The sequence below is a fragment of the Kitasatospora sp. McL0602 genome (genome assembly GCF_052076145.1).
Lineage (GTDB): Bacteria > Actinomycetota > Actinomycetes > Streptomycetales > Streptomycetaceae > Kitasatospora.
Genome location: NZ_CP197246.1, coordinates 1,773,058 through 1,798,313, shown reverse-complemented (window position 1 = coordinate 1,798,313; position 25,256 = coordinate 1,773,058). Strand labels below are relative to the sequence as shown.

Sequence of the window (25,256 nt, the reverse complement as noted above, 5' to 3'; positions counted from 1 at the left end):
TTACTTCTCGGCGGCGAAGGCGGCGAGCGAGGCCGTGACGGTGTCCAGCAGCTCGATCCAGGACTGCTCGAACTTCTCGACGCCCTCGTCCTCCAGCACCTGGACGACGTCGTCGTAGTCGACCCCGGCGGCGGCGATGGCGTCCATCACGGACTTGGCGTCGGCGTAGTTCGGGGTGATGGTGTCGCCGGTGACGACGCCGTGGTCACCGGTGGCGTCCAGGGTGGCCTCCGGCATGGTGTTGACGGTGCCCGGGGCGACCAGCTCGGTGACGTAGAGGGTGTCCGGCAGGGCCGGGTCCTTGACGCCGGTCGAGGCCCAGAGCGGGCGCTGCGGCTTGGCACCGGCCGACTCCAGCGCCGTCCAGCGGTCGGAGCCGCTGCGGCGGCCGTCGACGGAGCCGAACACCTCCTCGTACGCCTGGTAGGCGAGGCGGGCGTTGGCGAGCGCGGACTTGGAGCGCAGGTTCTTGGCGTCGCCGCCGATCTTGTCGAGGCGCTTGTCGATCTCGGTGTCCACGCGGGAGACGAAGAAGGAGGCGACGGACTCGATCTGCGAGAGGTCGAAGCCGGCGGCCTTGGCCTGCTCCAGGCCGGTCAGGTAGGCGTCGATGACGGCGCGGTAGCGCTCCAGCGAGAAGATCAGCGTGACGTTGACGCTGATGCCCCGGCCGAGCACCTGGGAGATCGCGGGCAGACCGGCCTTGGTGGCGGGGATCTTGATGAACACGTTCGGGCGGTCGACCAGCCACCACAGCTGCTTGGCCTCGGCCACCGTCGGCTCGGTCTCGTGCGCCAGGCGCGGGTCGACCTCGATGGAGACCCGGCCGTCGCGGCCGTTGGAGGCGTCGTAGACCGGGCGCAGCACGTCGGCCGCGTCGCGCACGTCCGAGGTGGTGATCATGCGGATCGCCTCGTCGGTGGTGACCTTGCGGACGGCGAGGTCGCGCAGCTGGCTCTCGTACGCGGCACTGCCGCCGCCGATGGCCTTCTGGAAGATGGTGGGGTTGGTGGTGACGCCGACCACGTGCTTGCTCTGCACCAGCTCGGCGAGGTTGCCGCTGTTGAGCCGGTCACGGCTGAGGTCGTCCAGCCAGATCGCCACGCCTTCGTCGCTGAGGCGCTTCAGTGCGTCAGTCATGGTGCTCATCCTCTTCTTCGTCCATCTGTGGTGATCGTCAGACGGGCCGCGTACCTGAGGTGCGGTCAGGTACGCGGCCCAGGTGGTACTTAGCGGGAGACGGCCTCGACCGTGCGCAGCGAGGCGCGGGCGGCGTTCGCCACGGCCTCGGCGGTCAGGCCGAACTCCGCGAAGAGCACCTTGTAGTCGGCGGAGGCACCGAAGTGCTCCAGGCTGATGATCCGACCGGCGTCGCCGACCAGCTCGCGCCAGCCCTGGGCGATGCCCGCCTCGACCGAGACCCGGGCCCGGACGTTCGGCGGCAGCACGCTGTCGCGGTACGCCTGGTCCTGCTCGTTGAACCACTCGATCGACGGCATCGAGACGACGCGGGTCGGGATGCCCTCGGCCTCCAGCGCCTCGCGGGCCGTCATGGCCAGCTGCACCTCGGAGCCGGTGCCGATCAGGATCACCTTGGGGGCGCTGCTGGACGCCTCGGCCAGCACGTAGCCGCCCTTCGCGGTGCCCTCGGCGGAGCCGAAGACCTCGCGGTCCCAGGTGGGCACGTTCTGCCGGGTCAGCGCCAGGCCGACCGGGCCGGGGTGGCTGGTCTGCCGCTCGATGACGGTGCGCCAGGCGACGGCCGTCTCGTTGGCGTCGGCCGGGCGGACCATCGCCAGGCCCGGGATGGCGCGCAGCGAGGCCAGGTGCTCGACCGGCTGGTGCGTCGGGCCGTCCTCGCCGAGGCCGATCGAGTCGTGCGTCCACACGTAGGTGACCGGCAGCTTCATCAGCGCGGCGAGCCGGACGGCCGGGCGCATGTAGTCGGCGAAGACCAGGAAGGTGCCGCCGAAGACGCGGGTCCGCCCGTGCAGCGCGATGCCGTTCATGGTGGAGCCCATGGCGTGCTCGCGGATGCCGAAGTGGATCGTCCGGCCGTACGGGCTGGCGCTCTTCAGCGGGTTGCCCTCGGGGAGGAAGGAGCTGTCCTCGTCGATCGTGGTGAGGTTCGACTCCGCGAGGTCGGCCGAGCCGCCCCACAGCTCCGGGATCACCGCGCCGAGCGCCTTGAGGGTGTCGCCGGACGCCTTGCGGGTCGCGACCTCCTTGCCGGCGGGGAAGGAGGGGACGGCCTTCTCCCAGCCGTCCGGCAGCTCGCCGATCTGGATGCGGTCGAACCGCGCGGCGAGCTCCGCGTTGGCGGCGCGCCAGGCGTGGAAGCCCTTCTCCCACTCGGTGCGGGTGGCCTTGCCACGCTGCACGACCTTGCGGGCGTGCTCGATCACCGAGTCGGTGACCTCGAAGGTCTTCTCCGGCGAGAAGCCGAGGACCTTCTTGGTCGCCGCGATCTCGGCGTCGCCGAGCGCGGAGCCGTGCGCCTTCGCGGTGTCCTGCGCGTTCGGCGCGGGCCAGGCGATGATGGTGCGCATCGCGATCATCGACGGGCGGGTGGTCTCCGCCTTCGCCGCCGCCAGCGCGGTGGCCAGGGCGTGCACGTCGATGTCGCCGTCGGCCTTCGGGGTGACCCGCTGCACGTGCCAGCCGTACGCCTCGTAGCGTGCGAGCACGTCCTCGGAGAAGGCGGTCTCGGTGTCGCCCTCGATCGAGATGTGGTTGTCGTCGTACAGCGCGACCAGGTTGCCGAGCTTCTGGTGGCCGGCCAGCGAGGACGCCTCGGCGGAGATGCCCTCCTCCAGGTCGCCGTCGGAGACGATCGCCCAGATGGTGTGGTCGAAGGGCGACTCGCCCGCCGGGGCCTCGGGGTCGAAGAGGCCGCGCTCGTAGCGGGCGGCCATCGCCATGCCCACCGCGTTGGCGATGCCCTGACCGAGCGGGCCGGTGGTGGTCTCGACGCCGGCGGTGTGGCCGTGCTCAGGGTGGCCCGGGGTGCGGCTGCCCGCGACCCGGAAGGCCTTGAGGTCGTCCAGTGACAGACCGTAGCCGGAGAGGTAGAGCTGGGTGTAGAGGGTCAGCGAGGTGTGCCCGGGGGAGAGCACGAAACGGTCGCGGCCGACCCAGGAGGGATCGGTCGGGTCGTGCCGCAGGAAGCGCTGGAAGATGACGTAAGCCGCGGGGGCCAGCGACATGGCCGTCCCGGGGTGTCCGTTGCCGACCTTCTGGACTGCGTCCATGGCCAGGACACGCGCGGTGTCCACCGTCCGCTGGTCCAGCTCGGTCCACTCGAATACGTTCGTCGGCGTGGTGCTCACCCTGTCTCAGGGCTCCTTCCGTAGTGAAGAGTGACCCCGTGAGGGACCGGGTCTGCCACGTCGCTGTGGACCAGACGCAAGGGTTGGTGCCGGTCACGGAGGGTTGATCCCGCTTCTCAGTGCGAGCCTACCGCCCTAGGGGCGGCTGCCCCGCGCGTCAGCACCCCCAGTCCCCGGCGGGCCTGGATTCCCGAGGACTGTGGCAGGTTCCCTGTCCTACCCTGACCCGGATCGCCCGGTTTTGCGCGTCCGAGGAGCGAGACGGGGTAAGGAGGGGTTTGGCCCGGTTCACCCGGCGGTGTGCGTTCCGCCTCGCCGAGGTACCCCGAGGCCGGTCGGGAGATATGGAGCGTCTAAGGTGGCGTGGTACGCGCAGCGCGAACATCCCGGGATGCAGTTGCCCCGGTAACGCCTGTGAAGATTCATCTTGAGTTGGGGTGTTCGTGACCGCCGTCGAATCCCGCCCTGTCGGGGTGACCGGGACGACCCCTGCGCACCGGCCGTTCGGGGCCCGTGTCGGGGCATTCGTCGCACTGACCAAGCCTCGGATCATCGAGCTGCTGCTGATCACCACCGTGCCGGTGATGTTCCTGGCCAAGCAGGGTGTGCCCGACCCGCTGCTGGTGCTCTGGGTGGTCGTCGGCGGGTTCATGTCGGCCGGCGGCGCCAACGCCCTCAACATGTACATCGACCGCGACATCGACGCGGTGATGTCCCGCACCGAGCGCCGCCCGCTGGTCACCGGCATGGTGTCGCCGCGCGAGGCGCTGGTCTTCGGCATCTCGCTGGGCGTCATCTCGACGCTCTGGCTCGGACTGCTGGTCAACTGGCTGGCCTCCGGCCTGGCGCTGACCGCGCTCCTCTTCTACATCTTCGTCTACACGCTGGGCCTGAAGCGCCGCACCGCGCAGAACATCGTCTGGGGCGGCATCGCCGGCTGCATGCCGGTCTTCGTCGGCTGGGCCGCCGTCACCGACTCGGTGTCCTGGTCCGCGCTGGTGCTCTTCCTGGTCATCTTCTTCTGGACTCCGCCGCACACCTGGGTGCTCTCGATGAAGGTCCGCGAGGACTACGCGAAGGCCGGCGTGCCGATGCTCCCGGTGGTCAAGGGCAACCTGGTCGTGGCCCGCCAGATCATCGCGTACTCCTGGGTGATGGTCGCAGTCTCGCTGGCCCTGTGGCCGCTTGCGCACACCAGCTGGCTGTACCCCGTCTCGGCGGTGCTGCTCGGCGGCTTCTGGCTCAAGGAGGCGCACGCCCTGCACGGCCGTGCCAAGGCCGGGATGGTGGGTGCCAAGCTCAAGGAGATGCGGCTCTTCCACTGGTCGATCACCTACCTGACGCTGCTCTTCGTCGTCGTCGCGGTGGACCCGTTCGTGAAGTAGCCCCCGCTCGCCGGCTCGCCGGAAGGCCCCCGCTTCGGCGGGGGCCTTCTGCGTCTCCCGGGTTACCGGGGTGGTAGCTCGCTCGGGCCGACGTGCCCGTCCAGCCAGTCCTTGAGGGGGACGGAGCTGCGTAGGAAGGCGGCGATCCGGTCGGCGGCCGCCGGGGTGCCGAGCCACTTGGCCGGCTCCCACTCCTGCCAGGCGATCAGCCCCTTGTTGCGGAGCAGCTCGATCCGGGGGTGGTCCTTCGGGTAGCCGCGCGGGGCGGTCTTGAGGGCGTCCCGGCCGACCACGCTCGGCCCCTCGGCGCGGACAGCGGCGATCACCCGCTCCAGCTCGGCGCCGGAGACGTCCTCGGCGACGGCCGCCCGGTAGCGGGTCAGCTGGTCCGGGGCGAGCTGGTACAGGCCGTTGCCGCAGGCGAGGCCGTCGGCGGAGAGCTGGATGTAGCCACCGGCCGCCAGGTACCCGCCGATGTGCGTCTTGTACGGCGACTTGTCCGCGCTGAAGCGGACGTCCCGGTTCGGCCGGAAGATCTTGCCGGGCCCGAACTCCGGCTCCAGCCGGTCGAGCAGATCGGCCATCGGCGCGAGTACGGCCTCGTCGTAGACGGCCTTGTGGGCCGTCCAGTAGGCCTTGGAGTTGTCGGCCTCCAGGCCCTCGTAGAAGTCCAGTGCGGCGTCGGGCCAGCCCTTGAATGTCACGCTCCGAGTCTATGGCCGGTGCCGCCGCGAGGGCGGTGTGTGGCCCGCCGCACACGGCGCTGCCGTCGCCAGCCGCGCTACCGGTCGGTAGCATGCGGGGCATGACCGCCACCACCACCGCCGCCGCGCCGGACGCTCGGGCCGAGCGCCGCGCCAAGCGCATTGCCAAGCACATCGAGAGCTTCGCCAAGCAGCACGGCGGCAGCGCCGACGGCGTCGTCGAGTACGTCGGCGCCGTCGCCACCCGGATCGTCATGGTCGGGGCGGACGGCTCCTGGGGCGACCAGGTCGCCCCGTCCTACGCCGTCGGCAAGCGCGCCGCCGAGCTCGCGGGCCTGACGCTGCACGACTCCTTCGAGGGCGAGCTCGGCCTCAAGGTGAAGACCAGCGCGTACGAGTGGAAGCGGATGGCCGGCATCCAGCTCGGCGGCTGACCGGATACGCAGATACGGAAGAGGGGCCCCGACCGGGGCCCCTCTTCCGTATCTCCGCGCGGGGTGTCAGGCGCTCTGCAGGGCCTGCGCCGGTACGGTCACGGCGGGCTCGGCCGGGCGGGTGCGCAGCGCGAGCGGGATGCGCAGGGCGGCGATCCAGACCAGTGTCGCGCCGAACATGTGGACGCCGACCAGGATCTCGGGGACGTCCGTGAAGTACTGGACGAAGCCCAGCAGGCCCTGGGCCAGCAGCAGGACGAACAGCTCCCGCGTGCGGGCCCGCGCGGCGGGCGGGGCCTTGACGGCGGCGAAGACGAAGACCGCCGCGAGCACCACGCCGAAGGAGAGGAAGGCCAGGTCCGCGTGCACCTGGGCCAGCCGGTCGTAGTCGATCGGGATGCGCGGCACGGGCTTGCCGTCCTTGCCCGGCGAGCCCGGGTGGTGACCTGCCCCGGTCACCAGCGTCCCGGCGGCGACCAGCAGGCCGATGACGACCACCAGCAGCCGGCTGAGCTGGACGATCGGCACGCCGACCGACTGCACCGGCGCGCCGTCACCCTCCTTGCTGCGCTCCCACATCAGCAGCGCGACCCAGACCAGGCCCATCGCGGCGATCAGGTGCAGCGCGACGGTGTACGGGTTGAGGCCGGTCAGCACGGTGATGCCGCCCAGCACGGCGTTGCTCATCACCAGCCAGAACTGCCACCAGCCGAGCTTCGTGAGGCTGCGCCTCCACGGCCGGTGGCAGCGGGCCGCCAGCGTCGCCCAGGCGATCGCCGCGCACAGCACGTACGTCAGCATCCGGTTGGTGAACTCGATGATGCCGTTGATGCCCATGGCGGGCGTCGGCGTCAGACTCTCGCCGGTGCAGCGCGGCCAGGTGGTGCAGCCGAGCCCGGAGGCGGTGAGCCGGACGGCGCCGCCGGTGACCACGATGACCACGCTCATCACCAGCGCGGCGAGCGCGGCGCGTCGGACGAGCACGGCGGACGGCTGCCAGCGGTCGGCGAGGAGGGAGGAGGGGGTACGCACCAGGCCATCCTAGGTGGGCTTACAGCTGATCTTGTGGCGGGGCGGCTCACCGGTGGCGGGTCCGTCCGTGCAGTCAGAAGTGCACGAAGGGGATCGGTGCCGAACGTCAAGAGGGCGATTCCGGTCAACCGCGGTTCAGGGGGTGGCCCCGGCGGGTAGAGTCCGGGGCTTGGGTTGGTGGTGGGGTCAATGTCCGTCCCTGCCAAGGTCGTTCGGGAGGGTGGTCGATATGGCGGCGCAGCGCGGGATAGCCAGGGTTCTGCTGGCGGCGGGCGTGGGTGTGATGGCACCACTGGCGCTGGCGGGCAGTGCCTCGGCGCACGTGCCGACCTGGCAGGTGAGCTGCAGCAAGATCAGCGTGTCGCTGGTCAGCTACAACGCGGACTTCACCAACACCGTCACGCTGACGGTGGACGGCGAGAAGCTGGTGGACCACAAGAAGTTCGGCCAGACCTTCGTGCAGGACTTCACCGTCAAGGCACACAGCAAGGACATCCAGGCGACGCTGCTCGTCGCCACCGACGAGGACCCGAAGGGCGACAAGGGCTGGTCGGTCACCAAGACCGCGACCATCGCCCCCTGCGAGAGCCCGTCCCCGGTGCCCAGCAGCCCCAAGCCCAGCACCCCGGCCCCCAGCACTCCGGCGCCGAGCACTCCGGCCGCCAGCACCCCGGCGCCAAGCACCCCCGCGCCCAGCAAGCCCGTCACCCACACGCCGGCCCCGACGCCCACGCCGACCGGCCCGTCGCTCGCCTCCACCGGCGGCGGCAGTGACGCCCCCGTCATCGCGGCGGCCGGAGCCGGCGTGATCGCGGTCGGCGGTGGCCTGCTCTTCCTCGGCCGTCGTCGCCAGGCCCGCCGACACTGAGCCGGACGGCGGCCCGCTCACTCCCAGCGGAAGAAGCGGGCCGCCGCGCCGAGGCCCAGTACGGCCCAGACGGCGAGGATGCCGAGATCGGACCACGGCACCGAGGCGCCGTGCTGGAGCACGGCCCGCAGGCCGTCCGAGAGCGCGCTGACGGGCAACAGTTCGAGCGCGGAGCGGACGGCGCCGGGGAACTTCGAGAGCGGTACGACCACGCCGCCCGCCAGCAGCAGCAGGACGAAGACCAGGTTGGCGGCAGCCAGCGTGGCCTCCGCCTTCAGGGTGCCCGCCATCAGCAGGCCGAGGCCGGAGAACGCGGCGGTGCCGAGCACCAGCAGCGCCACGACCGTCGGCGGGTTGCCGTGCGGCGACCAGCCCAGGGCCAGTGCGATCACCGAGAGCAGCGCGACCTGCAGTGCCTCGGTGACCAGGACGCAGCCGGTCTTGGCGGTGAGCAGCGCCCAGCGCGGCAGCGGGCTGGCGCCCAGCCGCTTCAGGACGCCGTAGCGGCGCTCGAAGCCGGTGGCGATGGCCTGGCCGGTGAAGGCGGTGGACATCACGGCGAGCGCGAGCAGGCCGGGCGCGAGGAAGTCGACGCGCTTGCCGGGCCCCTCGACCGAGACCACGTCGACGAGGCTGAAGAGCACCAGCAGCACCGTCGGGATGACGACGGTGAGCAGCAGCTGTTCGCCGTTGCGCAGCAGCATCCTGGTCTCGAACGCGGTCTGGGCGATCAGCATCCGGCCGACCGGCGCCGCCCCGGGGGCGGGGGTGTAGGTGGTCACGAGCGGAGCTCCCGTCCTGTCAGGTCGAGGAAGACGTCTTCGAGGCTGCGGCGCTGCACCGAGAGCTTCTCCGGCATCACCCCGGCGGCCGCGCACCAGCTGGTGACGGTGGCGAGCAGCTGCGGGTCGACGGGGGCCTCGATGCGGTACGAGCCGGGGGCGGGCTCGGTGGCGGTGGCGCCGTCGGGCAGGACCTTGACGAGTGAGTCGAGGTCGAGGCCGGCCGGGCCGGTGAAGTGCAGGCTGCTCTCGGCGCCGCCCCGGCAGAGCTCGTCGGGGGTGCCGGTGGCGATGACCCGGCCCCGGTCGACGACGGCGACGTGGTCGGCGAGCTGCTCGGCCTCGTCCATGTGGTGGGTGGTGACGACGACGGTGACGCCGTCGCGGCGCAGGTCGCGGACGAGCTCCCAGGTGGCGCGGCGGGCCTGCGGGTCGAGCCCGGCGGTGGGCTCGTCGAGGAAGACCAGCTCGGGGCGGCCGACCACGGCCATCGCGAGGGCGAGGCGCTGCTGCTGGCCGCCGGAGAGGCGGCGGTAGGTGGTGCGGCCGCAGGAGCCGAGGCCGAGGCGCTCGACCAGGGCGGGGACGTCCAGCGGGTCGGCGTGCAGCTTGGCGGTGTGCAGGAGCATCTCGACGGCGCGCGCTCCGGCGTACACACCACCCGACTGCAACATGACACCGACGCGGGGTTTCAACTGCCTGGCGTCGGTGACGGGGTCGAGGCCGAGGACGCGCACGGTGCCGGCGTCGGGGCGGCGGTAGCCCTCGCAGACCTCGATGGTGGTGGTCTTGCCGGCGCCGTTGGGGCCGAGCACGGCGGTGACGGCGCCTCGGGAGATGACGAGGTCGAGGCCGTCGACCGCGGTCTTCGGTCCGTACCGCTTCACCAGGCCGGTGATCTCGACCGCGGGTTCGTTCTGCATACCGGGGAGTCTAAGAGGGTGCGGCACGGGCCCTGCCAGCGGCTCCGTCGATGGCTCCGTCGATCGTCCCTGCAGGCCAGGTAAGCCTTACCTGTGTGACTGATGACATCAATGAGGCATGGGTCACGGCTTGTCCGAGTGGAAGTAATTACGCAACACTGGTGTTGTGAAAAGAATGCGCGAGCTCGACCAGCAGCCGGAGGCCGACGTGGCCCCCGACTGCGGCGTGCCCGCGACGGCCACCGAGGTGCTCCTCGACGGCCACCGCGCCACCCGGGACCGGGTCGCGCGGTCGATCCTCGACCACGGGCCCTCGTCCGCCGCCGACCTGGCGGGACGGCTGGGGCTGACCAGCGCGGCCGTCCGGCGTCACCTCGACGGGCTGCTCGCGACCGGTCTGGTCGACGCCCGTGAGCAGCGGGTCTACGGCAGCCGGGGCCGGGGCCGTCCGGCCAAGGTCTTCGCGCTCACCGAATCCGGCCGGGACGCCTTCTACCAGGCGTACGACCAGCTCGCGGCCGACGCGCTGCGCTGGATCTCGGAGGCGGTCGGCGGCGGCAAGGCCGGTGAGGAGGCCGTCGCGGCCTTCGCGCGGGCCCGCTTCGCCCGTCAGGGGCAGAAGTACCTGACCCGTCTGGACGGCGCCGAGGCCGGCGACCGTACCGAGGCACTGGCCCAGGCGCTGAGTGCCGACGGGTACGCTGCCACTGTGCGGCGAGTGCCGTCCGCCACCGGGGCGAAGGCCCCGGCGGGCGCCCAGCTCTGCCAGCACCACTGCCCGGTCGCGCACATCGCCGAGCAGTTCCCCCAGCTCTGCGAGGCGGAGACCGAGGTCTTCTCCCAGCTCCTGGGCACCCACGTGCAACGGCTGGCCACGATCGCCCATGGCGACGGGGTCTGCACCACCTATGTGCCGGCACCCGGTGCCGCATCGTCTCCCGGCTCAGGCCGGGCGCCCGGTGCAGCGCCGACTGCCGGTACGTCAAATCCACCAGAACCTGCGTCCGCGCGGAGGAACCTCGCATGACTGACACCGTTTCGCACCCGGAGCTCGAGGGCCTGGGCACGTACGAGTACGGCTGGTCCGACCCCGACGCCGCCGGTTCGGTGGCCAAGCGCGGCCTCAGCGAGGACGTCGTCCGGGACATCTCGTCCAAGAAGTCCGAGTCCGAGTGGATGCTGAACCTCCGGCTCAAGGGCCTGAAGCTGTTCGGCAAGAAGCCCATGCCGACCTGGGGCTCGGACCTCTCCGGCATCGACTTCGACAACATCAAGTACTTCGTGCGCTCGACCGAGAAGCAGGCCGAGTCCTGGGAGGACCTGCCCGCCGACATCAAGGCGACGTACGACCGCCTGGGCATCCCGGAGGCGGAGAAGCAGCGCCTGGTCGCCGGTGTCGCCGCGCAGTACGAGTCCGAGGTCGTCTACCACCAGATCCGTGAGGACCTGGAGGAGCAGGGCGTGCTCTTCCTCGACACGGACACCGCGCTGAAGCAGTACCCGGAGATCTTCAAGGAGTACTTCGGCACCGTCATCCCCGCCGGTGACAACAAGTTCGCCGCGCTGAACACCGCCGTGTGGTCCGGCGGCTCGTTCATCTACGTCCCGCCGGGCGTCAAGGTGGACATCCCGCTCCAGGCCTACTTCCGGATCAACACCGAGAACATGGGCCAGTTCGAGCGGACGCTGATCATCGTCGACGAGGACGCCTACGTTCACTACGTCGAGGGCTGCACCGCGCCGATCTACTCCTCGGACTCGCTGCACAGCGCCGTGGTCGAGATCATCGTCAAGAAGGGCGGCCGCTGCCGCTACACGACCATCCAGAACTGGTCGAACAACGTCTACAACCTGGTCACCAAGCGCGCCGTGGCGTACGAGGGCGCGACCATGGAGTGGATCGACGGCAACATCGGTTCCAAGGTCACCATGAAGTACCCGGCCGTCTACCTGATGGGCGAGCACGCCAAGGGCGAGACGCTGTCGATCGCCTTCGCGGGCGAGGGCCAGCACCAGGACGCCGGCGCCAAGATGGTGCACATGGCGCCGAACACCTCCTCCAACATCGTCTCCAAGTCGGTGGCGCGAGGCGGCGGCCGCACCTCGTACCGCGGTCTGATCGAGATCGGCGAGGGCTCCAAGGGCGCGAAGTCCAACGTGCTCTGCGACGCGCTGCTGGTCGACACCATCTCCCGCTCGGACACCTACCCGTACGTGGACGTCCGCGAGGACGACGTGTCGATGGGCCACGAGGCGACGGTCTCCAAGGTCAGCGAGGACCAGCTCTTCTACCTGATGAGCCGTGGCATGACCGAGTTCGAGGCGATGGCGATGATCGTCCGTGGCTTCGTCGAGCCGATCGCGCGCGAGCTGCCGATGGAGTACGCGCTGGAGCTGAACCGGCTGATCGAGCTGCAGATGGAGGGCTCCGTCGGCTGACGTCCCACGCCGACCGCCCACCGTCCGGAATTCCTGAGGAAGAGAGCACAACGAACAGCCATGGCTGAAGTTCAGAACACCCCTGGCGCCACGACCGCCGGTTCGATCGAGGTCGGCACCGCGGGTGCCGGCGCACAGCTCGCCGGCCCCGGCACGGGCCGGGCCACCGTGCAGCAGCCGATCGACGCCCGCGTCGCGGTCAAGCCCTCGTACGACGTGAACGACTTCCCGGTGCCGACCGGCCGCGAGGAGGACTGGCGGTTCACGCCGATGCACCGCCTCGGCGGGCTGCACGACGGCACCGCCGCCTCCGCCGCCCAGGGCGAGGACAAGGTCGAGCTCGGCCTGCCCGAGGGCGTCACCGCCGAGACCGTCGGCCGGGACGACGCGCGCCTGGGCAAGGCCGGCAAGCCGGTCGACCGGGTCGCCGCGCAGGCGTTCACCTCCTTCCAGGAGGCGCTGGTCGTCACCGTCCCCAAGGACGCGGTGCTGACCGAGCCGGTCAGGATCGACGTGCACGGCGAGGGCGGCGTCCGCTTCGCCCACGTGGTGATCGACGTCAAGCCGTTCGCCGAGGCCGTCGTGGTGCTGAACCACACCGGCACCGGCACCCGGGCCGCCAACGTCGAGCTGCTCGTCGGCGACGGCGCGAAGCTGACCTTCGTCTCCGTCCAGGACTGGGAGCGGGACGCGGTGCACGTCGCCCAGCAGACCGCCCTGATCGGTCGGGACGCGACGCTCAAGTCCGTCGTGGTTACCTTCGGCGGCGACGTCGTCCGGCTGCACCCGCGCGTCAACTACGCCGCCCCCGGCGGCGAGGCCGTGCTCTACGGCCTGTACTTCGCGGACGCCGGCCAGCACCTGGAGCACCGTCTGGTCATCGACCACGACACCCCGCACTGCCGCTCGAACGTGGTCTACAAGGGCGCGCTCCAGGGCCAGGACGCGCACGCCGTCTGGGTCGGCGACGTGCTGATCCGCGCGGCCGCCGAGGGCACCGACACCTACGAGCACAACCGCAACCTGGTGCTCACCGACGGCGCCCGGGTCGACTCGATCCCGAACCTGGAGATCGAGACCGGCGAGATCGTCGGCGCCGGCCACGCCTCGGCGACCGGCCGCTTCGACGACGAGCAGCTGTTCTACCTGCAGTCCCGCGGTATCCCGGCCGACGATGCCCGCCGCCTGGTGGTGCGTGGCTTCTTCGCCGAGCTCGTCCAGCAGATCGGCGTCCCGGAGCTCCAGGAGCACCTGCTGGAGAAGATCGACGCCGAGCTGGAAACGGCAGTCGCATGAGCTACGTCCGCGCCTGTTCGGTCGGCGAGCTGGCGGAGGACACTCCCAAGCGCGTCGAGCTGAACGGTGTGCCCGTCGCCCTCGTCCGCACCGAGGGGGAGGTGTTCGCGATCAACGACATCTGCTCGCACGCGAACGTCTCGCTCTCGGAGGGCGAGGTCGAGGACTGCATGATCGAGTGCTGGCTGCACGGCTCCAGCTTCGACCTGCGCTCCGGCAAGCCCTCCGGGCTGCCCGCCACCAGGCCGGTTCCCGTATACCCCGTAAAGATCGAAGGGGACGATGTGCTCGTCTCCGTCAACCAGGAGTCCTGAGCATGGCTACCCTTGAAATCCGCGACCTGCACGTCTCCGTCGAGGCCGAGAGCGGCCCGCGCGAGATCCTGCGCGGCGTCGACCTGACCGTCAAGCAGGGCGAGACGCACGCCATCATGGGCCCCAACGGCTCCGGCAAGTCGACCCTGGCGTACACGCTGGCGGGCCACCCGAAGTACACCGTCACCAGCGGCCAGGTGCTGCTGGACGGCGAGGACGTGCTCGCGATGTCCGTCGACGAGCGCGCCCGCGCCGGTGTCTTCCTCGCCATGCAGTACCCGGTCGAGGTCCCCGGCGTCTCGGTCTCCAACTTCCTGCGCACCGCCGCCACCGCCGTCCGCGGCGAGGCCCCCAAGCTGCGGCTGTGGGTCAAGGAGGTCAAGGAGGCGATGGCCACCCTGCAGATGGACCCGGCGTTCGCCGAGCGCAACGTGAACGAGGGCTTCTCCGGCGGCGAGAAGAAGCGCCACGAGATCCTCCAGCTGGAGCTCCTCAAGCCGAAGATCGCGATCCTCGACGAGACCGACTCCGGCCTCGACGTCGACGCGCTGCGCCAGGTCTCCGAGGGCATCAACCGCGTCCGCTCCACGGGCGAGGTCGGCACCCTGCTGGTCACCCACTACACCCGCATCCTGCGGTACATCAAGCCCGACTACGTCCACGTCTTCTCGGCCGGTCGCATCGTCGAGTCCGGCGGCGCCGAGCTGGCCGACAAGCTGGAGAACGAGGGCTACGAGGCTTACGTGAAGGGCGGCGCTTCCGAGTGACGACAACTCATTCCGGCTCGGCTCTGGAAGCACGGCTGGCCTCCGCACAGGAGTTCGGCGACGCCCTCCGCAAGGACTTCCCGATCCTGCAGCGCGTGCTGCACGACGAGAAGCCGCTGGTCTACCTGGACAACGCGGCCACCTCGCAGAAGCCCCAGCAGGTGCTGGACGCCCTCACCGGCTACTACGAGCGGCACAACGCCAACGTGCACCGTGGCGTGCACGTGCTCGCCGAAGAGGCGACGGCGCTGTACGAGGGTGCCCGTGACAAGGTCGCGGCCTTCATCAACGCGCCGAGCCGGGACGAGGTGATCTTCACCAAGAACGCCTCGGAGTCGCTCAACCTCGTGGCCAACATGCTGGGTTGGGCCGACGAGCCGTACCGCGTGGACGCGGACTCGGAGATCGTCATCACCGAGATGGAGCACCACTCCAACATCGTGCCGTGGCAGCTGCTCTCGCAGCGCACCGGCGCGAAGCTGCGGTGGTTCGGGCTCACCGACGAGGGCCGGCTCGACCTGTCCGACATCGACGAGCTGATCACCGAGAAGACGAAGATCGTCTCCTTCACGCTGGTCTCCAACCTGATGGGCACGATCAACCCGGTCGAGGCGATCGTCCGCAAGGCCCAGTCGGTCGGCGCGCTCGTGCTGATCGACGCCTCGCAGGCCGCCCCGCACATGGTGATGGACGTCCAGGCGCTGGAGGCCGACTTCGTCGCCTTCACCGGCCACAAGATGCTGGGCCCGACGGGCATCGGCGTGCTCTGGGGCCGTCAGGAGCTGCTGGAGGACCTCCCGCCGTTCCTCGGCGGCGGCGAGATGATCGAGACCGTCACCATGGGTGCCTCGACCTACGCCCCCGCACCGCACAAGTTCGAGGCGGGCACCCCGCCGATCGCCCAGGCGGTCGGGCTGGGTGCGGCGATCGACTACCTGTCGAACATCGGCATGGAGCGGATCGCCGAGCACGAGCACACGATCACCGAGTACGCGATGGCCCGCCTCCAGGAGGTCGAGGACCTGCGGATCATCGGTCCGCGGACGGCCGTCGACCGAGGCGCGGCGATCTCCTTCGTGCTGGGCGACATCCACCCGCACGACGTCGGCCAGGTGCTCGACGAGCAGGGCATCGCCGTCCGGGTCGGCCACCACTGCGCGCGGCCGGTCTGCCTGCGGTACGGCATCCCGGCGACCACCCGGGCCTCGTTCTACCTGTACTCGACACCCGCGGACGTCGATGCGCTGATCGACGGCCTGCAGCACGTCCGCAACTTCTTCGGCTGAGGGGACGGAGGACCGAGATGAAGCTCGACTCGATGTACCAGGACATCATCCTGGACCACTACCGCAACCCGCACGGCAAGGGTCTGCGCGACGGCGACGTCGAGGTGCACCACGTCAACCCGACCTGCGGCGACGAGATCACCCTGCGGGTGCGGCTCGACGGGCCGGTCGTGGCGGACGTCAGCTACGACTCGCAGGGCTGCTCGATCAGCCAGGCCAGCGCCTCGGTGCTGAACGACCTGGTGGTCGGGAAGACCGTGGGCGACGCCCAGGCCGTCCAGGAGGCCTTCCTGCAGCTGATGCAGAGCAAGGGCGAGGCCGAGGGCGACGAGGACGTCCTGGAGGACGCGATCGCGTTCGCCGGGGTCTCGAAGTTCCCCGCCCGGGTGAAGTGCGCCCTGCTGAGCTGGATGGCCTGGAAGGACGCGACCGCCCAGGCCCTCGCCCAGCAGCCCGTCATCAACGACTGACCACCCTTTTGGAGGGTTTGGACCAATGAGCGACACCGAGACCCCCGCCGAGGCGGCCTCGACCGAGGGCCCGACGGTCATCGTCGGCACCACGGCGGGCACCGTCTCCGTGGAGGACCTGACCGAGGCCCTGATGGACGTCGTCGACCCCGAGCTGGGCATCGACGTCGTCAACCTCGGCCTGATCTACGGCATCCACATCGACGAGTCCGACGTGGCCACCATCGACATGACGCTCACCTCGGCGGCCTGCCCGCTGACCGACGTCATCGAGGACCAGGCGAAGACCGCCACCGAGGGCCTCGTCCAGGACCTCCGGATCAACTGGGTCTGGATGCCGCCGTGGGGCCCCGACAAGATCACCGACGACGGCCGGGACCAGCTCCGCGCCCTCGGCTTCAACGTCTGAGGTACCCGTACAAACGCCACTGCCGTGGCCCCCGCTCTGGGGGCCACGGCAGTGGCGTTTCACGTGCGCGTCCGGCGGGGGGTCAGCGCCCCGGGCGGACCACTGCGGCGGCCAGTGCGAGGCAGGCTGCGGCGGCCAGGGCGACGAAGGTGCTGACGGCCGGGAGGAGGCCGTAGTGCTGGACCGCTGCGCCGACCGCGACGATGGGGAGGGAGCTGCCGAGGTAGACGATGACCCAGAGGGCGGAGAGCTCGCTGCCCCGGCGCTCCGGGTCCATCGCCGCGACGGCGGAGGTGAAGAGCGAGCGGAAGGCCACGCCCTGGCAGGCGCCGCCCAGCACGCTGCCGATGAAGAGCAGGGCCGGCGTCTCGGTGTACTGGGCGGTGACGACCAGGCCCAGGCCGGTGGCCAGGCCGGTCATGCCGAGCGCGACGACCAGCCGGTCGGCGGTCGGCGGCACCAGCAGCTGGGCCGCCGCCGAGGAGCCGAGCAGCAGGGCGGCGACCACCGCGCCGGTCATGTGCGAGCTGCTGTGCAGCAGCTTGCTGGAGAACGACGGAGCCAGGCTCAGGTAGACGCCGAAGACCGCGTACGAGACGAAGCCGGCCGTCGCGGCGAGCAGGAACTCGGTGCGGCCCCGGGCCGGCAGGGCCAGGCGGCGGGGGCGCAGGTGGGCCGGGGTGGTCACGCGCGGCGGGGCGCTGACGGGGCGCTCGCGGCCGGGCTTGCGGGGGTGGACGAGGGCCAGCGGGACGCAGAGCGCCAGCAGGGCCACCGCGTGCATCAGGAAGGGCGTCAGCAGCGGGTTCGGGCCGCCCGAGAGGGACGCCCCGACGACCGGGCCGAGCGCCACGCCGCCCGCCGAACAGGCGAGGGTGAGCTTGGCGGCGAGAGTCGGGTGGTCGGGCAGCAGATCCCCGAGCGCCGCCCCGGCCGCGCCGGTGGCGAGGCCCACGGCGACGCCCTGGACGGCGCGCCCGGCAGCCAGCTGCCAGAAGCTCCCGGCGGTGGCGAAGAGCGCGTCCCCGCTGGCGGCGAGCGCGACGGCGGGCAGGATCATCGCCCGGCGGCCCAAGTGGTCCGACCAGTGCCCGACGGCGGCCAGCACCGGGACGAGCGCGAAGACGTACACCGTGAAGAGGATCGTGGTGTCCAGGGCCGTCAGCCCGAGACGCTGCTGGAGCAGCGGGTAGATCGGGGTCGCCAGATTGGCGCCGATCAGGAGCAGGAGCAGCGCGGCGGCGACCAGGCCGACGCGGATGCCGCGCAGGGCGTTCCAGCGGCTTATCGAGGCGAGCTGGAGCTGCGTACGTGGTGCGAGCTCCAGGGGGAGCAGGGCCTCCGAGAGCCGACGGGCCCGGAACTGTGCTGTGGACAGTCCGGAGCCGGCAGGGGAGAGGTCCGCCATGGCAGGGGTCTCCTGTGGCCGGGCACCACCGTGGCCGGTCCGGGCCAGGGGTGGTGGCCGGGGCTGGAGCCCCGGTGGAGCGGGGTTGCGTGGGGTGGGCTTCGTTGCCCGGAGGCCGGTGCGGGGTGTGCGACCGGCCATCCGAAGGATACGTGGTCGCACGAGCCTTCCGGGCCGGGGGCGCCGGGTGGTCGGCGCAGGCGAGCGGGTGCCGGGCAGGGCATCGGCGCGGCCGGACGGATACGCTGAGTTGATGGACCGGCACGGACCGGTCCCCCTCGTAGTGATCACAGCCACACCGGGAGAGCTCGTAACCATGGCCGGACGACGCCGCACCACCTCTGACAACCCGTCGCCGACCGGGCCCGCCGAGGGCCTGCTGCCCGCCGACTACGAGCTGGCCGACCTCTACGGAGCGTTCGCCGCCCACGGCGAGAGTGACGAGGATCTCGACGACTCGGCCGTCCTCGTGCCGCCGATCCAGCTCGCGCCGGAGGCCGAGCTCGTCGCCGCCGCGCTCGCCGTGCCGCTGATCGACCACGCCCTGAAGTTGGCCCGCTGGACGGCCCCGCACCGCGCGGTGGACGAGTTCGGCGACCTGACCGAGCCGGACCGCGAGCCCGCCGCCCGCCTGCTGGGCTACCCGGCGGAGGGCGAGGAGGTCTCGGAGGAGGACGTCGTCGAGGCGATGCGGGCCTGGTCGCTGGCCTGCGACCTGGACCTGATCGAGATCGGCACCACCGCTGACGGCGCGCACGTCGCCGTCCCCGGCCCCGACCTGGAGCCCGCCGAGCAGGGGGACGCGGAGACCGTCCTGGAGCTGTGGCTGACCGCCGCCGGGATCGTCCGCGAGCTGGCCGTCGAGGCGGACTCGCTCGACCTCGACACCGAGGGCGGCGAGGAGAGCGGCGAGGCGGGTGCCGACGAGGAGGCTGCCGAGGCCCGGCTCGCCGAGGTCGAGGAGGCCCGCGAGGAGGCTGCCGAGCTGCTCGACGAGGCGCTCCAGGTGCTCTACGAGACCACCGCCTTCGCCGAGCCCGGCCAGGAGACCGTGCCGCTGGGCGTGCTCGCCGCGCTGCTGGTCGTCCCGGAGGGCGAGGAGCCCGACGAGGAGCTGCTCGGCGACATCACCGACCTGATGGTCATGCTCGACCCGATGCTCGGCGACCTCGCCGAGCTCGGCCTGCTGGAGCACCGCCCGATCGACCCCGAGCTGTTCGAGGAGGAGGAGTCGGAGGAGGCGGCGGCCGCCGCCGTCGAGGCCTCGGACGAGGACGCCGACTCCGACCGCTTCGGGCTCGTCCGGCTGACCCCGCTCGGCCAGTTCGCCGTGCGGCAGTGGCTGCTGGAGGACGGCTACGACGCCCCGCTGATCGGCGAGCTCGCCCAGGGCGACGCGGAGGCGCTGCTGCGCGGCATCTCCGAGACCGCCAACGTCATCCCCGGCCGGGAGCTGCTCGCCTGGCTGAGCGGCCGTGAGCCGGTGGCCGCCGCCCGGGAGCTGCTGGACGCCGCGCGCGGCCTGGACACCTACAGCCCCGTCCGCCGGCTGCTCTGCCTCCAGGCGATGGACCTGCTCGGGACGGACGCCCGGGAGGCCGTCGTAGAGGTCGTGGACGACGAGGTGCTCGGCGGGGCGGCCCGCTCGTGGCTGCGCTCGCAGGGCGAGGAGGTCGTCGCGCCGGAGCGCGGGATGGTGCTCTGGACGATGATCGACACCTTCGCCGCCCAGCTGCTCACCAACGAGGGCGAGGCCGGCGTGCTCCAGGAGCTGATCCGGGGGTTGCCGGTGACGGACAACCCGGCGAGCTTCTTCGGCGAGGTCTGGCGCGTCCAACACCCGTACACCGCCGACGTGCTGGACGCGGTCGGGGAGCTGCACCTGGAGCGGAACGTCGCCAAGGAGGCGCGGAAGGCCGCTTTCAAGGCGAGGTCGCAGAGCAAGTAGCGCGGGCTGGGGCTGCGAGGGACGGTAGGTGCGGTGCTGCACCTACCGTTCCGGCGTTCAGGGGAGGTCGAGGCGGCCTTCGGGGGTGAGGGTGAAGAAGGGGTTGTGGGCCAGCTCCCAGAGGTGGCCGTCCGGGTCCTCGAAGTAGCCGGAGTAGCCGCCCCAGCTGGTGGTGGCCGGGGGCTTCACCACGGTGGCGCCCGCCTCGACGGCGGTGGTGAGGGCGGTGTCGACGGCCTCGGGGGATTTGAGGTTGACCGCGAGGGTGACGCCCCGGAAGGACGGCTCGCCCGTCGGGGGGATGCCCGCGTCGGCCGCGAGCCCGTCGGCGGGGAACAGGCCCAGGGCGGAGCCGACGGTACGGAACCAGACGATCTCCGCGTTGGAGGCGGCCGAGCGCTGCCAGCCGAGCGCCTCGTAGAACTCGGTGCTGCGCCCCAGGTCGGAGACCCCGAGCGTGACGATGCTGATCCGCGCGGGGAAGGCTTGTTCGGTGGTCATACCGCCCAGCGTAGGCAAGGCTACTGACAAACCTGGGGTGGCGGGGCCGGGTGCGGTATCTGGCAGCCGTACGAGGGAAGCTGATGGCCCAGCAGGTCCGTGCACCGTATCGTGGGGCGGCAACGGAGCTGGCACCGGGCGCGTCCCGGTGCGGTGCCGGGGACAGACGCGAGGCGAGTTACGCGGGGGTGCGGCAGAGCATGACGTGGCAGAACGCGAGCAGGCCCCAGGAGTCGGAGCCCCAGGAGGCAGGGCCGCAGGCGGCGGCGGAGGAGGACTTCTACGCCGACCACGAGGAGTACAACCGCGAGGTGCTGAGCGAGGCGGACTTCCCCGTCTACGCCGCCGACCCGGCGCGCGACGCCGAGAGTGCGCCCCCTGGTGACGAGTGCGCCGGAAGTGCCTCCGATGCGCTGGCCGAGTACGAGCTGCGCAACGGCAAACTCGGCTGGGTCGAGGTGCGCTCCGGCGACTGGAGTTCGGCCGAGGGCCCGTACGTCACCGTGCGCACCTACCGGCCCGGGGTGGACCAGGAGCCGCTGCCCGACCTGGAGGACGTCGTCGAGGACGAGCGGGACCGGGTCTACGAGCAGCTGGAGGTCGACGAGGGCGACGGCCCCGGCAGCGTCCGGGCGCTGCGCGAGTGGATCACCGTCGAGGGCGAGCCCAGGGCCGTGCAGATCCACGAGGACTGCCGGGGCGCCGAGGAGGGCGCGCCGGCGAAGCCGGTCTGGGCCGGGCGGCTGCGGGTCGACGGCATCACCGTGACGGTGACGGGCCGTGGGGTGCCGCCGGGCGGCATCGAGCTGAAGAAGATCGAGGACTTCGAGCGGTACATCCTCGGGCGGACCGACCTGCTCCGCAAGCTCGCCGCCCGGCAGGCCCTGCGGGCCGAGCTGGAGGAGCGCGAACTGCCGCCGGTGGCCGGGCTGGAGGCGCACCGGGCAGTGGTCGAGCACGCCGTCCGGGAGGCGGTGGCGATCGACGCGCAGGTGCAGGCCCGGCGGACGCCCCGGCTGCCCCGGCGCTCACGCGGCGAGGCGGGCGCGGTGCGGTGGGAGACGGCCGTGCGGCAGCAGATGCGGCTCGCCTCCGAGACGCGGGAGGAGGCCGGGGAGTCGCTCACCGCGATGGTCAACCACCTGACCCGGCTGGCCCAGAACACCGACTGGGCGGTCGACGGCCCGGAGGGGCGGGCGGCGGTCGAGGAGGTCATCCGCTACACCGCCTTCGCCAGCCAGGTGCCGAGCCTGCCCGCACAGCGGGCCTGGGAGCGCTACTGGGCCGGCGGCGCGCCGCGCGGCGCCGCATCGGCGCAGCACGAGGCATGGCTGACGGCCTGGGAGCAGTGGCGGATCGAGCGCACGCACTGGTAGCCCCCCCCGGGGTGGGTTCGGTTCAGCCGTCCGCCGGGAGGCGGAGTTGGAGCATGGCGAGCAGGCGCTGCTGGGGTTGGGCGAGGTCGATGCCGGTGAGCTGTTCGGCGCGGCGGACGCGGTAGCGGAGGGTGTTGGGGTGGATGTGCAGGGCGTCGGCCGCGACGCGGACCTCGCCCAGGGCGTCCAGCCAGGCGAGGACGGACTCCGCGAGCCGGGTGCCGTGGCGGAGGTCGTACTCGGCGAGGGCGGTCAGGCGCGGGTCGCGTAGGCCGCTGCGCTCCTGGAGCAGGGCCAGCACCTCGCTGACCAGGACCTCCGCCTGGACGTCGATCAGGGCGGCGACGGTGGGGGCGACACCGCCCCGGCCCATCGCGTCGAGGATGCGGTCGGCCTGGGCGCGGGATTCGGGGACGGCGGCCAGGCCCTCGACGGTGCTGCCGACCGCCGCCCGCAGCGGCACCCCGAGGTGCTCGTGGGCGGCCGTCACCACCTCCTGGGCCCAGCTGCGCACGGTGGTCATGGGCAGGCCGGGCGGCAGCTCGGGCAGCAGCACGTACACCCGGGAGTCGATCGGGGCGAGCAGTGCGCTGCGGTGCCGGGCGGCGGTGTGCACGGAGATCAGGCCGGTCACCTCGGCGCGGGTCAGCTCCAGGTCGGTGCCCTCGCCGGGGGCGCCCGCCGCGTACGCGAGGACGGTCGCCGGGCGGCGCAGGTCGAGGCCGAGGTGGGTGGCGAGCGACTGCGGGCCGGTCGAGCCCTCCAGCAGGCCGGTGAGCAGCGTCTGCGTCAGCCGTACGTCGGCGGAGAGCTCGCGGCGTCGGCGGACGAGCTGGGCGGCGGCGACCCGGGCCGCACCGACCAGGGCCTGTTCGGCGTGCTCGGTGAGCGGCTGGGCGCCCTCCTGGACCCAGATGGTGCCGAGCGGTTGGGCGCCCGCGCGGATGCCGATGGCGATCCGGCGGCGGATGCCCAGCTCGGCGTGCGGGTCGATGGTGATGACGGTGTCGGAGCTGCGCAGGTGCTGGAAGATGCCCCACTCGCGGAGCTTGGAGAGGTACGGCTCCGGGCCCTGCCAGCCCAGGATGGAGAGCCGCCGAAGGTCGTCGACCTCGTCGGAGTCGGAGGAGCGGGAGTAGGCGAGGACGCGGCTGGAGGTGTCCTCGATCGACACGATGCCGCCGGTCAGCACCGCGACGGTCTGGGCGAGCGAGAAGAGGTCGCCTGCGTTGTGCTCCGGGGTCTCCGGCGCCTCGGGGCCGGCGATGATCGCGCGGGCCAGCGAGTCCAGGTGCTCCCAGCGGGTCTCCCGCCGGACGGAGAGCAGGGCGACGCCCGCGTCGGTGGCTGCCTCGCGCAGGGCGTCGGCCTGGCCCGGTGCGTCCAGCTTCACCGCGACGGCCGCCGCGCGGGCCCGGCCCGCCGCCCGCAGGGCCGGGAGGGCGGCGCGGCCCCGGGCGCCGATCGCCAGCACCAGCTCGCCGAAGTTGGCGGTGGCCACGTCCTCCGGGTCGAGGATCGCGACGTCCCGGACGGGCACGTCGAGCCCGGCCGGGGCGGCCTGGAGCTCGACCAGCGGCTCGCCCAGCGACATCAGCAGCTGGCGCAGCGGGATGCCGCCGCCGGGGCCGGGAGCGGTCACGTTCGTCGTCCTCCGTGTGTCGTCGGGGGCTCCGCCGGGGGAGCTCGGGCACCATGCCCTGACAGAGTCCGTCGGGCGGTTGTCCGGGCCGACAAGGGTGCCTCCTGGACTTTAGCCGCCAGGCCAATCAAGTGTCCCGCCTCGCGGGGCTAGCGTTTCCTCATGGCCGGCCTGTGATCCTCGTCGGCCCACGCCACAACTCGAAGGAGAGCGCGCGTAATGGATGCTGTGACCCAGGTCCCCGCGCCGGTGAACGAGCCGGTCCGCAGCTACGCCCCCGGCAGCCCGGAACGGGCCCGCCTGGAGGCCAAGCTGAAGGAGCTGGGCGGCCAGGAGCCGGTCCAGCTGACCATGACGATCAACGGCGAGCGCCGCATGGGTGCGGGCGCCGAGATCCACGTCGTCCAGCCGCACAACCACGCGGCAAGGCTCGGCACGCTGCGCAACGCCACCCAGGACGACGCGCGCGACGCCATCGACGCTGCCCTGGCGGCTGCTCCCGCCTGGCAGGCGCTCTCCTTCGACTCCCGTGCCGCGATCTTCCTGAAGGCCGCCGACCTGCTGGCCGGCCCCTGGCGCGAGACGCTCGCCGCGGCGACCATGCTGAACCAGTCGAAGACGGCCCAGCAGGCCGAGATCGACTCGTCCTGCGAGTTCATCGACTTCCTGCGCTTCAACGTGCACTTCGCCCGGCAGATCATCGCCGAGCAGCCGATCTCCTCGGACGGCGTCTGGAACCGCAGCGACCACCGCGCGCTGGAGGGCTTCGTCTACGCGATCACGCCCTTCAACTTCACCGCCATCGCGGGCAACCTGCCGACCGCCCCGGCGCTCATGGGCAACGTGGTGCTGTGGAAGCCGTCCCCGACCCAGCAGTACTCCGCGCACCTGCTGATGCAGCTGCTGGAGGCGGCCGGTCTGCCCAAGGGCGTCATCAACATGGTCACCGGTGACGGCCTGGCCGTCTCCGAGGTCGCGCTGAAGCACCCGTCGCTGGCCGGTATCCACTTCACCGGCTCGACCCCGACCTTCCAGCACCTGTGGCGCGAGGTCGGCAACAACATCGCGAACTACCGCACCTACCCCCGGATCGTCGGCGAGACGGGCGGCAAGGACTTCCTCGTCGCGCACCCCTCGGCCGACCCGGCCGTGCTGAAGACCGCGATGACCCGTGGCGCCTTCGAGTTCCAGGGCCAGAAGTGTTCGGCGCTCTCCCGCGCCTACGTCCCGGCCTCGATCTGGGCCGGGCTGAAGGACGACTTCCGCGACGAGGTCGAGTGGCTGACGATGGGTGACGTCAACGACTTCTCGAACTTCATGAGCGCCGTCATCGACGACCGCTCGTTCGCCAAGAACAAGGCCGCGATCGACCGCGCCAAGGCGGACCCGAAGGTCGAGATCCTGGCCGGTGGCACGTACGACGACTCCGTCGGCTACTTCGTCCGCCCGACCGTGCTGGTCTGCGAGGACCCGGCGTCCGAGTACTTCCGGGACGAGTACTTCGGCCCGATCCTCGCCGTGCACGTCTACGAGGACGACAAGTACGACGAGATGCTCGACCAGATGGAGTCCGTCTCCAGCTACGGCCTGACCGGCGCCGTCATCGCCCAGGACCGCGAGGCCGTCCAGCACACGATGCTGAAGCTGCGCAACGCCGCGGGCAACTTCTACATCAACGACAAGCCGACCGGCGCCGTCGTCGGCCAGCAGCCCTTCGGCGGCGGCCGCGCCTCCGGCACCAACGACAAGGCCGGCGCCAAGCAGAACCTGGCCCGTTGGACGTCGACGCGCTCCATCAAGGAGACCTTCGTCCCGCCGACGGACTACCGCTACCCGCACATGGGCTGACCAAGCCCTGTGCTCCTCGGGCCCGGACCATGGGCCCCGGCCGGGCGGCCCACCCTCAGCCGCCCGGCCGCACCTCCCCCTCCCCACCTGCTGAA

23 protein-coding genes are annotated in these 25,256 nt (G+C 71.5%); 14 read left to right on the top strand and 9 right to left on the bottom strand.

The window, feature by feature from the left end; all coding sequences use genetic code 11:
* Positions 1 to 1,140 carry a transaldolase gene (gene tal, locus ACR68M_RS08310; RefSeq protein WP_441249800.1) on the bottom strand — a complete coding sequence of 380 codons (1,140 nt, stop codon included), beginning with the start codon at positions 1,138 to 1,140 and terminating at the stop codon, positions 1 to 3.
* 89 nt (positions 1,141 to 1,229) lie between these two features.
* Complete coding sequence (gene tkt, locus ACR68M_RS08305) at positions 1,230 to 3,329, bottom strand: transketolase (RefSeq protein WP_441249799.1); 2,100 nt, start codon at positions 3,327 to 3,329, stop codon at positions 1,230 to 1,232.
* A 443-nt stretch (positions 3,330 to 3,772) separates the two neighbouring features.
* On the opposite strand from tkt, the gene ACR68M_RS08300 reads away from it, so the two are divergent.
* Entirely contained in the window at positions 3,773 to 4,714 is a 942-nt protein-coding gene (locus ACR68M_RS08300) for a heme o synthase (RefSeq protein WP_441249798.1), read from the top strand.
* Positions 4,715 to 4,776: 62 nt separating this feature from the next.
* Here the strand turns inward: ACR68M_RS08300 and ACR68M_RS08295 are convergent, their stop codons facing one another.
* On the bottom strand, positions 4,777 to 5,418 hold the full coding sequence (locus tag ACR68M_RS08295; protein WP_441249797.1) for a DUF2461 domain-containing protein: 642 nt from the start codon (positions 5,416 to 5,418) through the stop codon (positions 4,777 to 4,779).
* A gap of 101 nt (positions 5,419 to 5,519) precedes the next feature.
* Here ACR68M_RS08295 and ACR68M_RS08290 point away from each other — a divergent pair, with 101 nt between their 5' ends.
* Entirely contained in the window at positions 5,520 to 5,852 is a 333-nt protein-coding gene (locus ACR68M_RS08290; RefSeq protein WP_441249796.1) for a hypothetical protein, read from the top strand.
* A gap of 66 nt (positions 5,853 to 5,918) precedes the next feature.
* Here ACR68M_RS08290 and ACR68M_RS08285 read toward each other — a convergent pair whose 3' ends face one another.
* The gene (locus ACR68M_RS08285; RefSeq protein WP_441249795.1) at positions 5,919 to 6,884 is read right to left on the bottom strand and encodes a COX15/CtaA family protein; all 966 of its coding nucleotides are present in this window, start codon (positions 6,882 to 6,884) and stop codon (positions 5,919 to 5,921) included.
* A 229-nt stretch (positions 6,885 to 7,113) separates the two neighbouring features.
* Here ACR68M_RS08285 and ACR68M_RS08280 point away from each other — a divergent pair, with 229 nt between their 5' ends.
* On the top strand, positions 7,114 to 7,752 hold the full coding sequence (locus ACR68M_RS08280) for an LPXTG cell wall anchor domain-containing protein (protein ID WP_441249794.1): 639 nt from the start codon (positions 7,114 to 7,116) through the stop codon (positions 7,750 to 7,752).
* Between the two features lie 17 nt (positions 7,753 to 7,769).
* On the opposite strand, the gene ACR68M_RS08275 is transcribed toward ACR68M_RS08280, so the two are convergent.
* The gene (locus ACR68M_RS08275) at positions 7,770 to 8,489 is read right to left on the bottom strand and encodes an ABC transporter permease (protein WP_441251540.1); all 720 of its coding nucleotides are present in this window, start codon (positions 8,487 to 8,489) and stop codon (positions 7,770 to 7,772) included.
* Positions 8,490 to 8,530: 41 nt separating this feature from the next.
* The gene (locus ACR68M_RS08270) at positions 8,531 to 9,457 is read right to left on the bottom strand and encodes an ABC transporter ATP-binding protein (RefSeq protein WP_441249793.1); all 927 of its coding nucleotides are present in this window, start codon (positions 9,455 to 9,457) and stop codon (positions 8,531 to 8,533) included.
* Between the two features lie 175 nt (positions 9,458 to 9,632).
* Here ACR68M_RS08270 and ACR68M_RS08265 point away from each other — a divergent pair, with 175 nt between their 5' ends.
* From ACR68M_RS08265 to ACR68M_RS08230, 8 genes are all read left to right on the top strand, one after another.
* Entirely contained in the window at positions 9,633 to 10,484 is an 852-nt protein-coding gene (locus ACR68M_RS08265) for a helix-turn-helix transcriptional regulator (protein WP_441249792.1), read from the top strand.
* On the top strand, positions 10,481 to 11,896 hold the full coding sequence (sufB, locus tag ACR68M_RS08260) for a Fe-S cluster assembly protein SufB (RefSeq protein ID WP_441249791.1): 1,416 nt from the start codon (positions 10,481 to 10,483) through the stop codon (positions 11,894 to 11,896). Before ACR68M_RS08265 ends, sufB begins: the two co-directional genes overlap by 4 nt.
* Positions 11,897 to 11,956: 60 nt before the next feature.
* Positions 11,957 to 13,192: a Fe-S cluster assembly protein SufD gene (sufD, locus tag ACR68M_RS08255; RefSeq protein WP_441249790.1), complete on the top strand. Its 1,236-nt coding sequence runs from the start codon at positions 11,957 to 11,959 to the stop codon at positions 13,190 to 13,192.
* Positions 13,189 to 13,506 carry a bifunctional 3-phenylpropionate/cinnamic acid dioxygenase ferredoxin subunit gene (locus ACR68M_RS08250; RefSeq protein ID WP_441249789.1) on the top strand — a complete coding sequence of 106 codons (318 nt, stop codon included), beginning with the start codon at positions 13,189 to 13,191 and terminating at the stop codon, positions 13,504 to 13,506. Before sufD ends, ACR68M_RS08250 begins: the two co-directional genes overlap by 4 nt.
* 2 nt (positions 13,507 to 13,508) lie before the next feature.
* Positions 13,509 to 14,273 (top strand): Fe-S cluster assembly ATPase SufC, encoded by a 765-nt coding sequence (sufC, locus tag ACR68M_RS08245; protein ID WP_441249788.1) that lies wholly within the window; start codon positions 13,509 to 13,511, stop codon positions 14,271 to 14,273.
* 35 nt (positions 14,274 to 14,308) lie between these two features.
* Positions 14,309 to 15,559 (top strand): cysteine desulfurase, encoded by a 1,251-nt coding sequence (locus tag ACR68M_RS08240; protein WP_441251539.1) that lies wholly within the window; start codon positions 14,309 to 14,311, stop codon positions 15,557 to 15,559.
* A 17-nt stretch (positions 15,560 to 15,576) separates the two neighbouring features.
* Positions 15,577 to 16,029, top strand: a complete 453-nt coding sequence (sufU, locus tag ACR68M_RS08235; protein WP_441249787.1) for a Fe-S cluster assembly sulfur transfer protein SufU — start codon at positions 15,577 to 15,579, stop codon at positions 16,027 to 16,029.
* A gap of 133 nt (positions 16,030 to 16,162) precedes the next feature.
* A complete protein-coding gene (locus tag ACR68M_RS08230) occupies positions 16,163 to 16,438 on the top strand; it encodes a metal-sulfur cluster assembly factor (RefSeq protein WP_051812276.1) in 276 nt (91 codons plus the stop codon).
* A gap of 82 nt (positions 16,439 to 16,520) precedes the next feature.
* Here the strand turns inward: ACR68M_RS08230 and ACR68M_RS08225 are convergent, their stop codons facing one another.
* Positions 16,521 to 17,846: an MFS transporter gene (locus tag ACR68M_RS08225; RefSeq protein WP_441249786.1), complete on the bottom strand. Its 1,326-nt coding sequence runs from the start codon at positions 17,844 to 17,846 to the stop codon at positions 16,521 to 16,523.
* A gap of 316 nt (positions 17,847 to 18,162) precedes the next feature.
* Between ACR68M_RS08225 and ACR68M_RS08220 the strand changes: the two genes are divergently transcribed.
* Positions 18,163 to 19,794: a hypothetical protein gene (locus tag ACR68M_RS08220; protein WP_441249785.1), complete on the top strand. Its 1,632-nt coding sequence runs from the start codon at positions 18,163 to 18,165 to the stop codon at positions 19,792 to 19,794.
* A gap of 57 nt (positions 19,795 to 19,851) precedes the next feature.
* Here ACR68M_RS08220 and ACR68M_RS08215 read toward each other — a convergent pair whose 3' ends face one another.
* A complete protein-coding gene (locus tag ACR68M_RS08215) occupies positions 19,852 to 20,295 on the bottom strand; it encodes a VOC family protein (RefSeq protein WP_441249784.1) in 444 nt (147 codons plus the stop codon).
* Positions 20,296 to 20,495: 200 nt separating this feature from the next.
* Here ACR68M_RS08215 and ACR68M_RS08210 point away from each other — a divergent pair, with 200 nt between their 5' ends.
* A complete protein-coding gene (locus ACR68M_RS08210; protein ID WP_441249783.1) occupies positions 20,496 to 21,671 on the top strand; it encodes a hypothetical protein in 1,176 nt (391 codons plus the stop codon).
* Positions 21,672 to 21,693: 22 nt separating this feature from the next.
* Here ACR68M_RS08210 and ACR68M_RS08205 read toward each other — a convergent pair whose 3' ends face one another.
* Positions 21,694 to 23,313 carry a PucR family transcriptional regulator gene (locus tag ACR68M_RS08205; RefSeq protein WP_441249782.1) on the bottom strand — a complete coding sequence of 540 codons (1,620 nt, stop codon included), beginning with the start codon at positions 23,311 to 23,313 and terminating at the stop codon, positions 21,694 to 21,696.
* Between the two features lie 219 nt (positions 23,314 to 23,532).
* On the opposite strand from ACR68M_RS08205, the gene pruA reads away from it, so the two are divergent.
* Complete coding sequence (gene pruA / locus ACR68M_RS08200) at positions 23,533 to 25,161, top strand: L-glutamate gamma-semialdehyde dehydrogenase (protein ID WP_441249781.1); 1,629 nt, start codon at positions 23,533 to 23,535, stop codon at positions 25,159 to 25,161.
* Positions 25,162 to 25,256 lie beyond the last annotated feature (95 nt).

Coding starts and splice junctions, on each gene's coding strand:
- pruA (WP_441249781.1), top strand. CDS start 23,533: ATGGATGCTGTGACCCAGGTCCCCGCGCCGGTGAACGAGCCGGTCCGC.
- ACR68M_RS08225 (WP_441249786.1), bottom strand. CDS start 17,846: ATGGCGGACCTCTCCCCTGCCGGCTCCGGACTGTCCACAGCACAGTTC.
- ACR68M_RS08290 (WP_441249796.1), top strand. CDS start 5,520: ATGACCGCCACCACCACCGCCGCCGCGCCGGACGCTCGGGCCGAGCGC.
- ACR68M_RS08220 (WP_441249785.1), top strand. CDS start 18,163: ATGGCCGGACGACGCCGCACCACCTCTGACAACCCGTCGCCGACCGGG.
- ACR68M_RS08210 (WP_441249783.1), top strand. CDS start 20,496: ATGACGTGGCAGAACGCGAGCAGGCCCCAGGAGTCGGAGCCCCAGGAG.
- sufD (WP_441249790.1), top strand. CDS start 11,957: ATGGCTGAAGTTCAGAACACCCCTGGCGCCACGACCGCCGGTTCGATC.
- sufB (WP_441249791.1), top strand. CDS start 10,481: ATGACTGACACCGTTTCGCACCCGGAGCTCGAGGGCCTGGGCACGTAC.
- ACR68M_RS08250 (WP_441249789.1), top strand. CDS start 13,189: ATGAGCTACGTCCGCGCCTGTTCGGTCGGCGAGCTGGCGGAGGACACT.
- ACR68M_RS08215 (WP_441249784.1), bottom strand. CDS start 20,295: ATGACCACCGAACAAGCCTTCCCCGCGCGGATCAGCATCGTCACGCTC.
- ACR68M_RS08265 (WP_441249792.1), top strand. CDS start 9,633: ATGCGCGAGCTCGACCAGCAGCCGGAGGCCGACGTGGCCCCCGACTGC.
- ACR68M_RS08275 (WP_441251540.1), bottom strand. CDS start 8,489: ATGCTGATCGCCCAGACCGCGTTCGAGACCAGGATGCTGCTGCGCAAC.
- ACR68M_RS08270 (WP_441249793.1), bottom strand. CDS start 9,457: ATGCAGAACGAACCCGCGGTCGAGATCACCGGCCTGGTGAAGCGGTAC.
- tal (WP_441249800.1), bottom strand. CDS start 1,140: ATGACTGACGCACTGAAGCGCCTCAGCGACGAAGGCGTGGCGATCTGG.
- sufC (WP_441249788.1), top strand. CDS start 13,509: ATGGCTACCCTTGAAATCCGCGACCTGCACGTCTCCGTCGAGGCCGAG.
- ACR68M_RS08230 (WP_051812276.1), top strand. CDS start 16,163: ATGGACGTCGTCGACCCCGAGCTGGGCATCGACGTCGTCAACCTCGGC.
- ACR68M_RS08280 (WP_441249794.1), top strand. CDS start 7,114: ATGGCGGCGCAGCGCGGGATAGCCAGGGTTCTGCTGGCGGCGGGCGTG.
- sufU (WP_441249787.1), top strand. CDS start 15,577: ATGAAGCTCGACTCGATGTACCAGGACATCATCCTGGACCACTACCGC.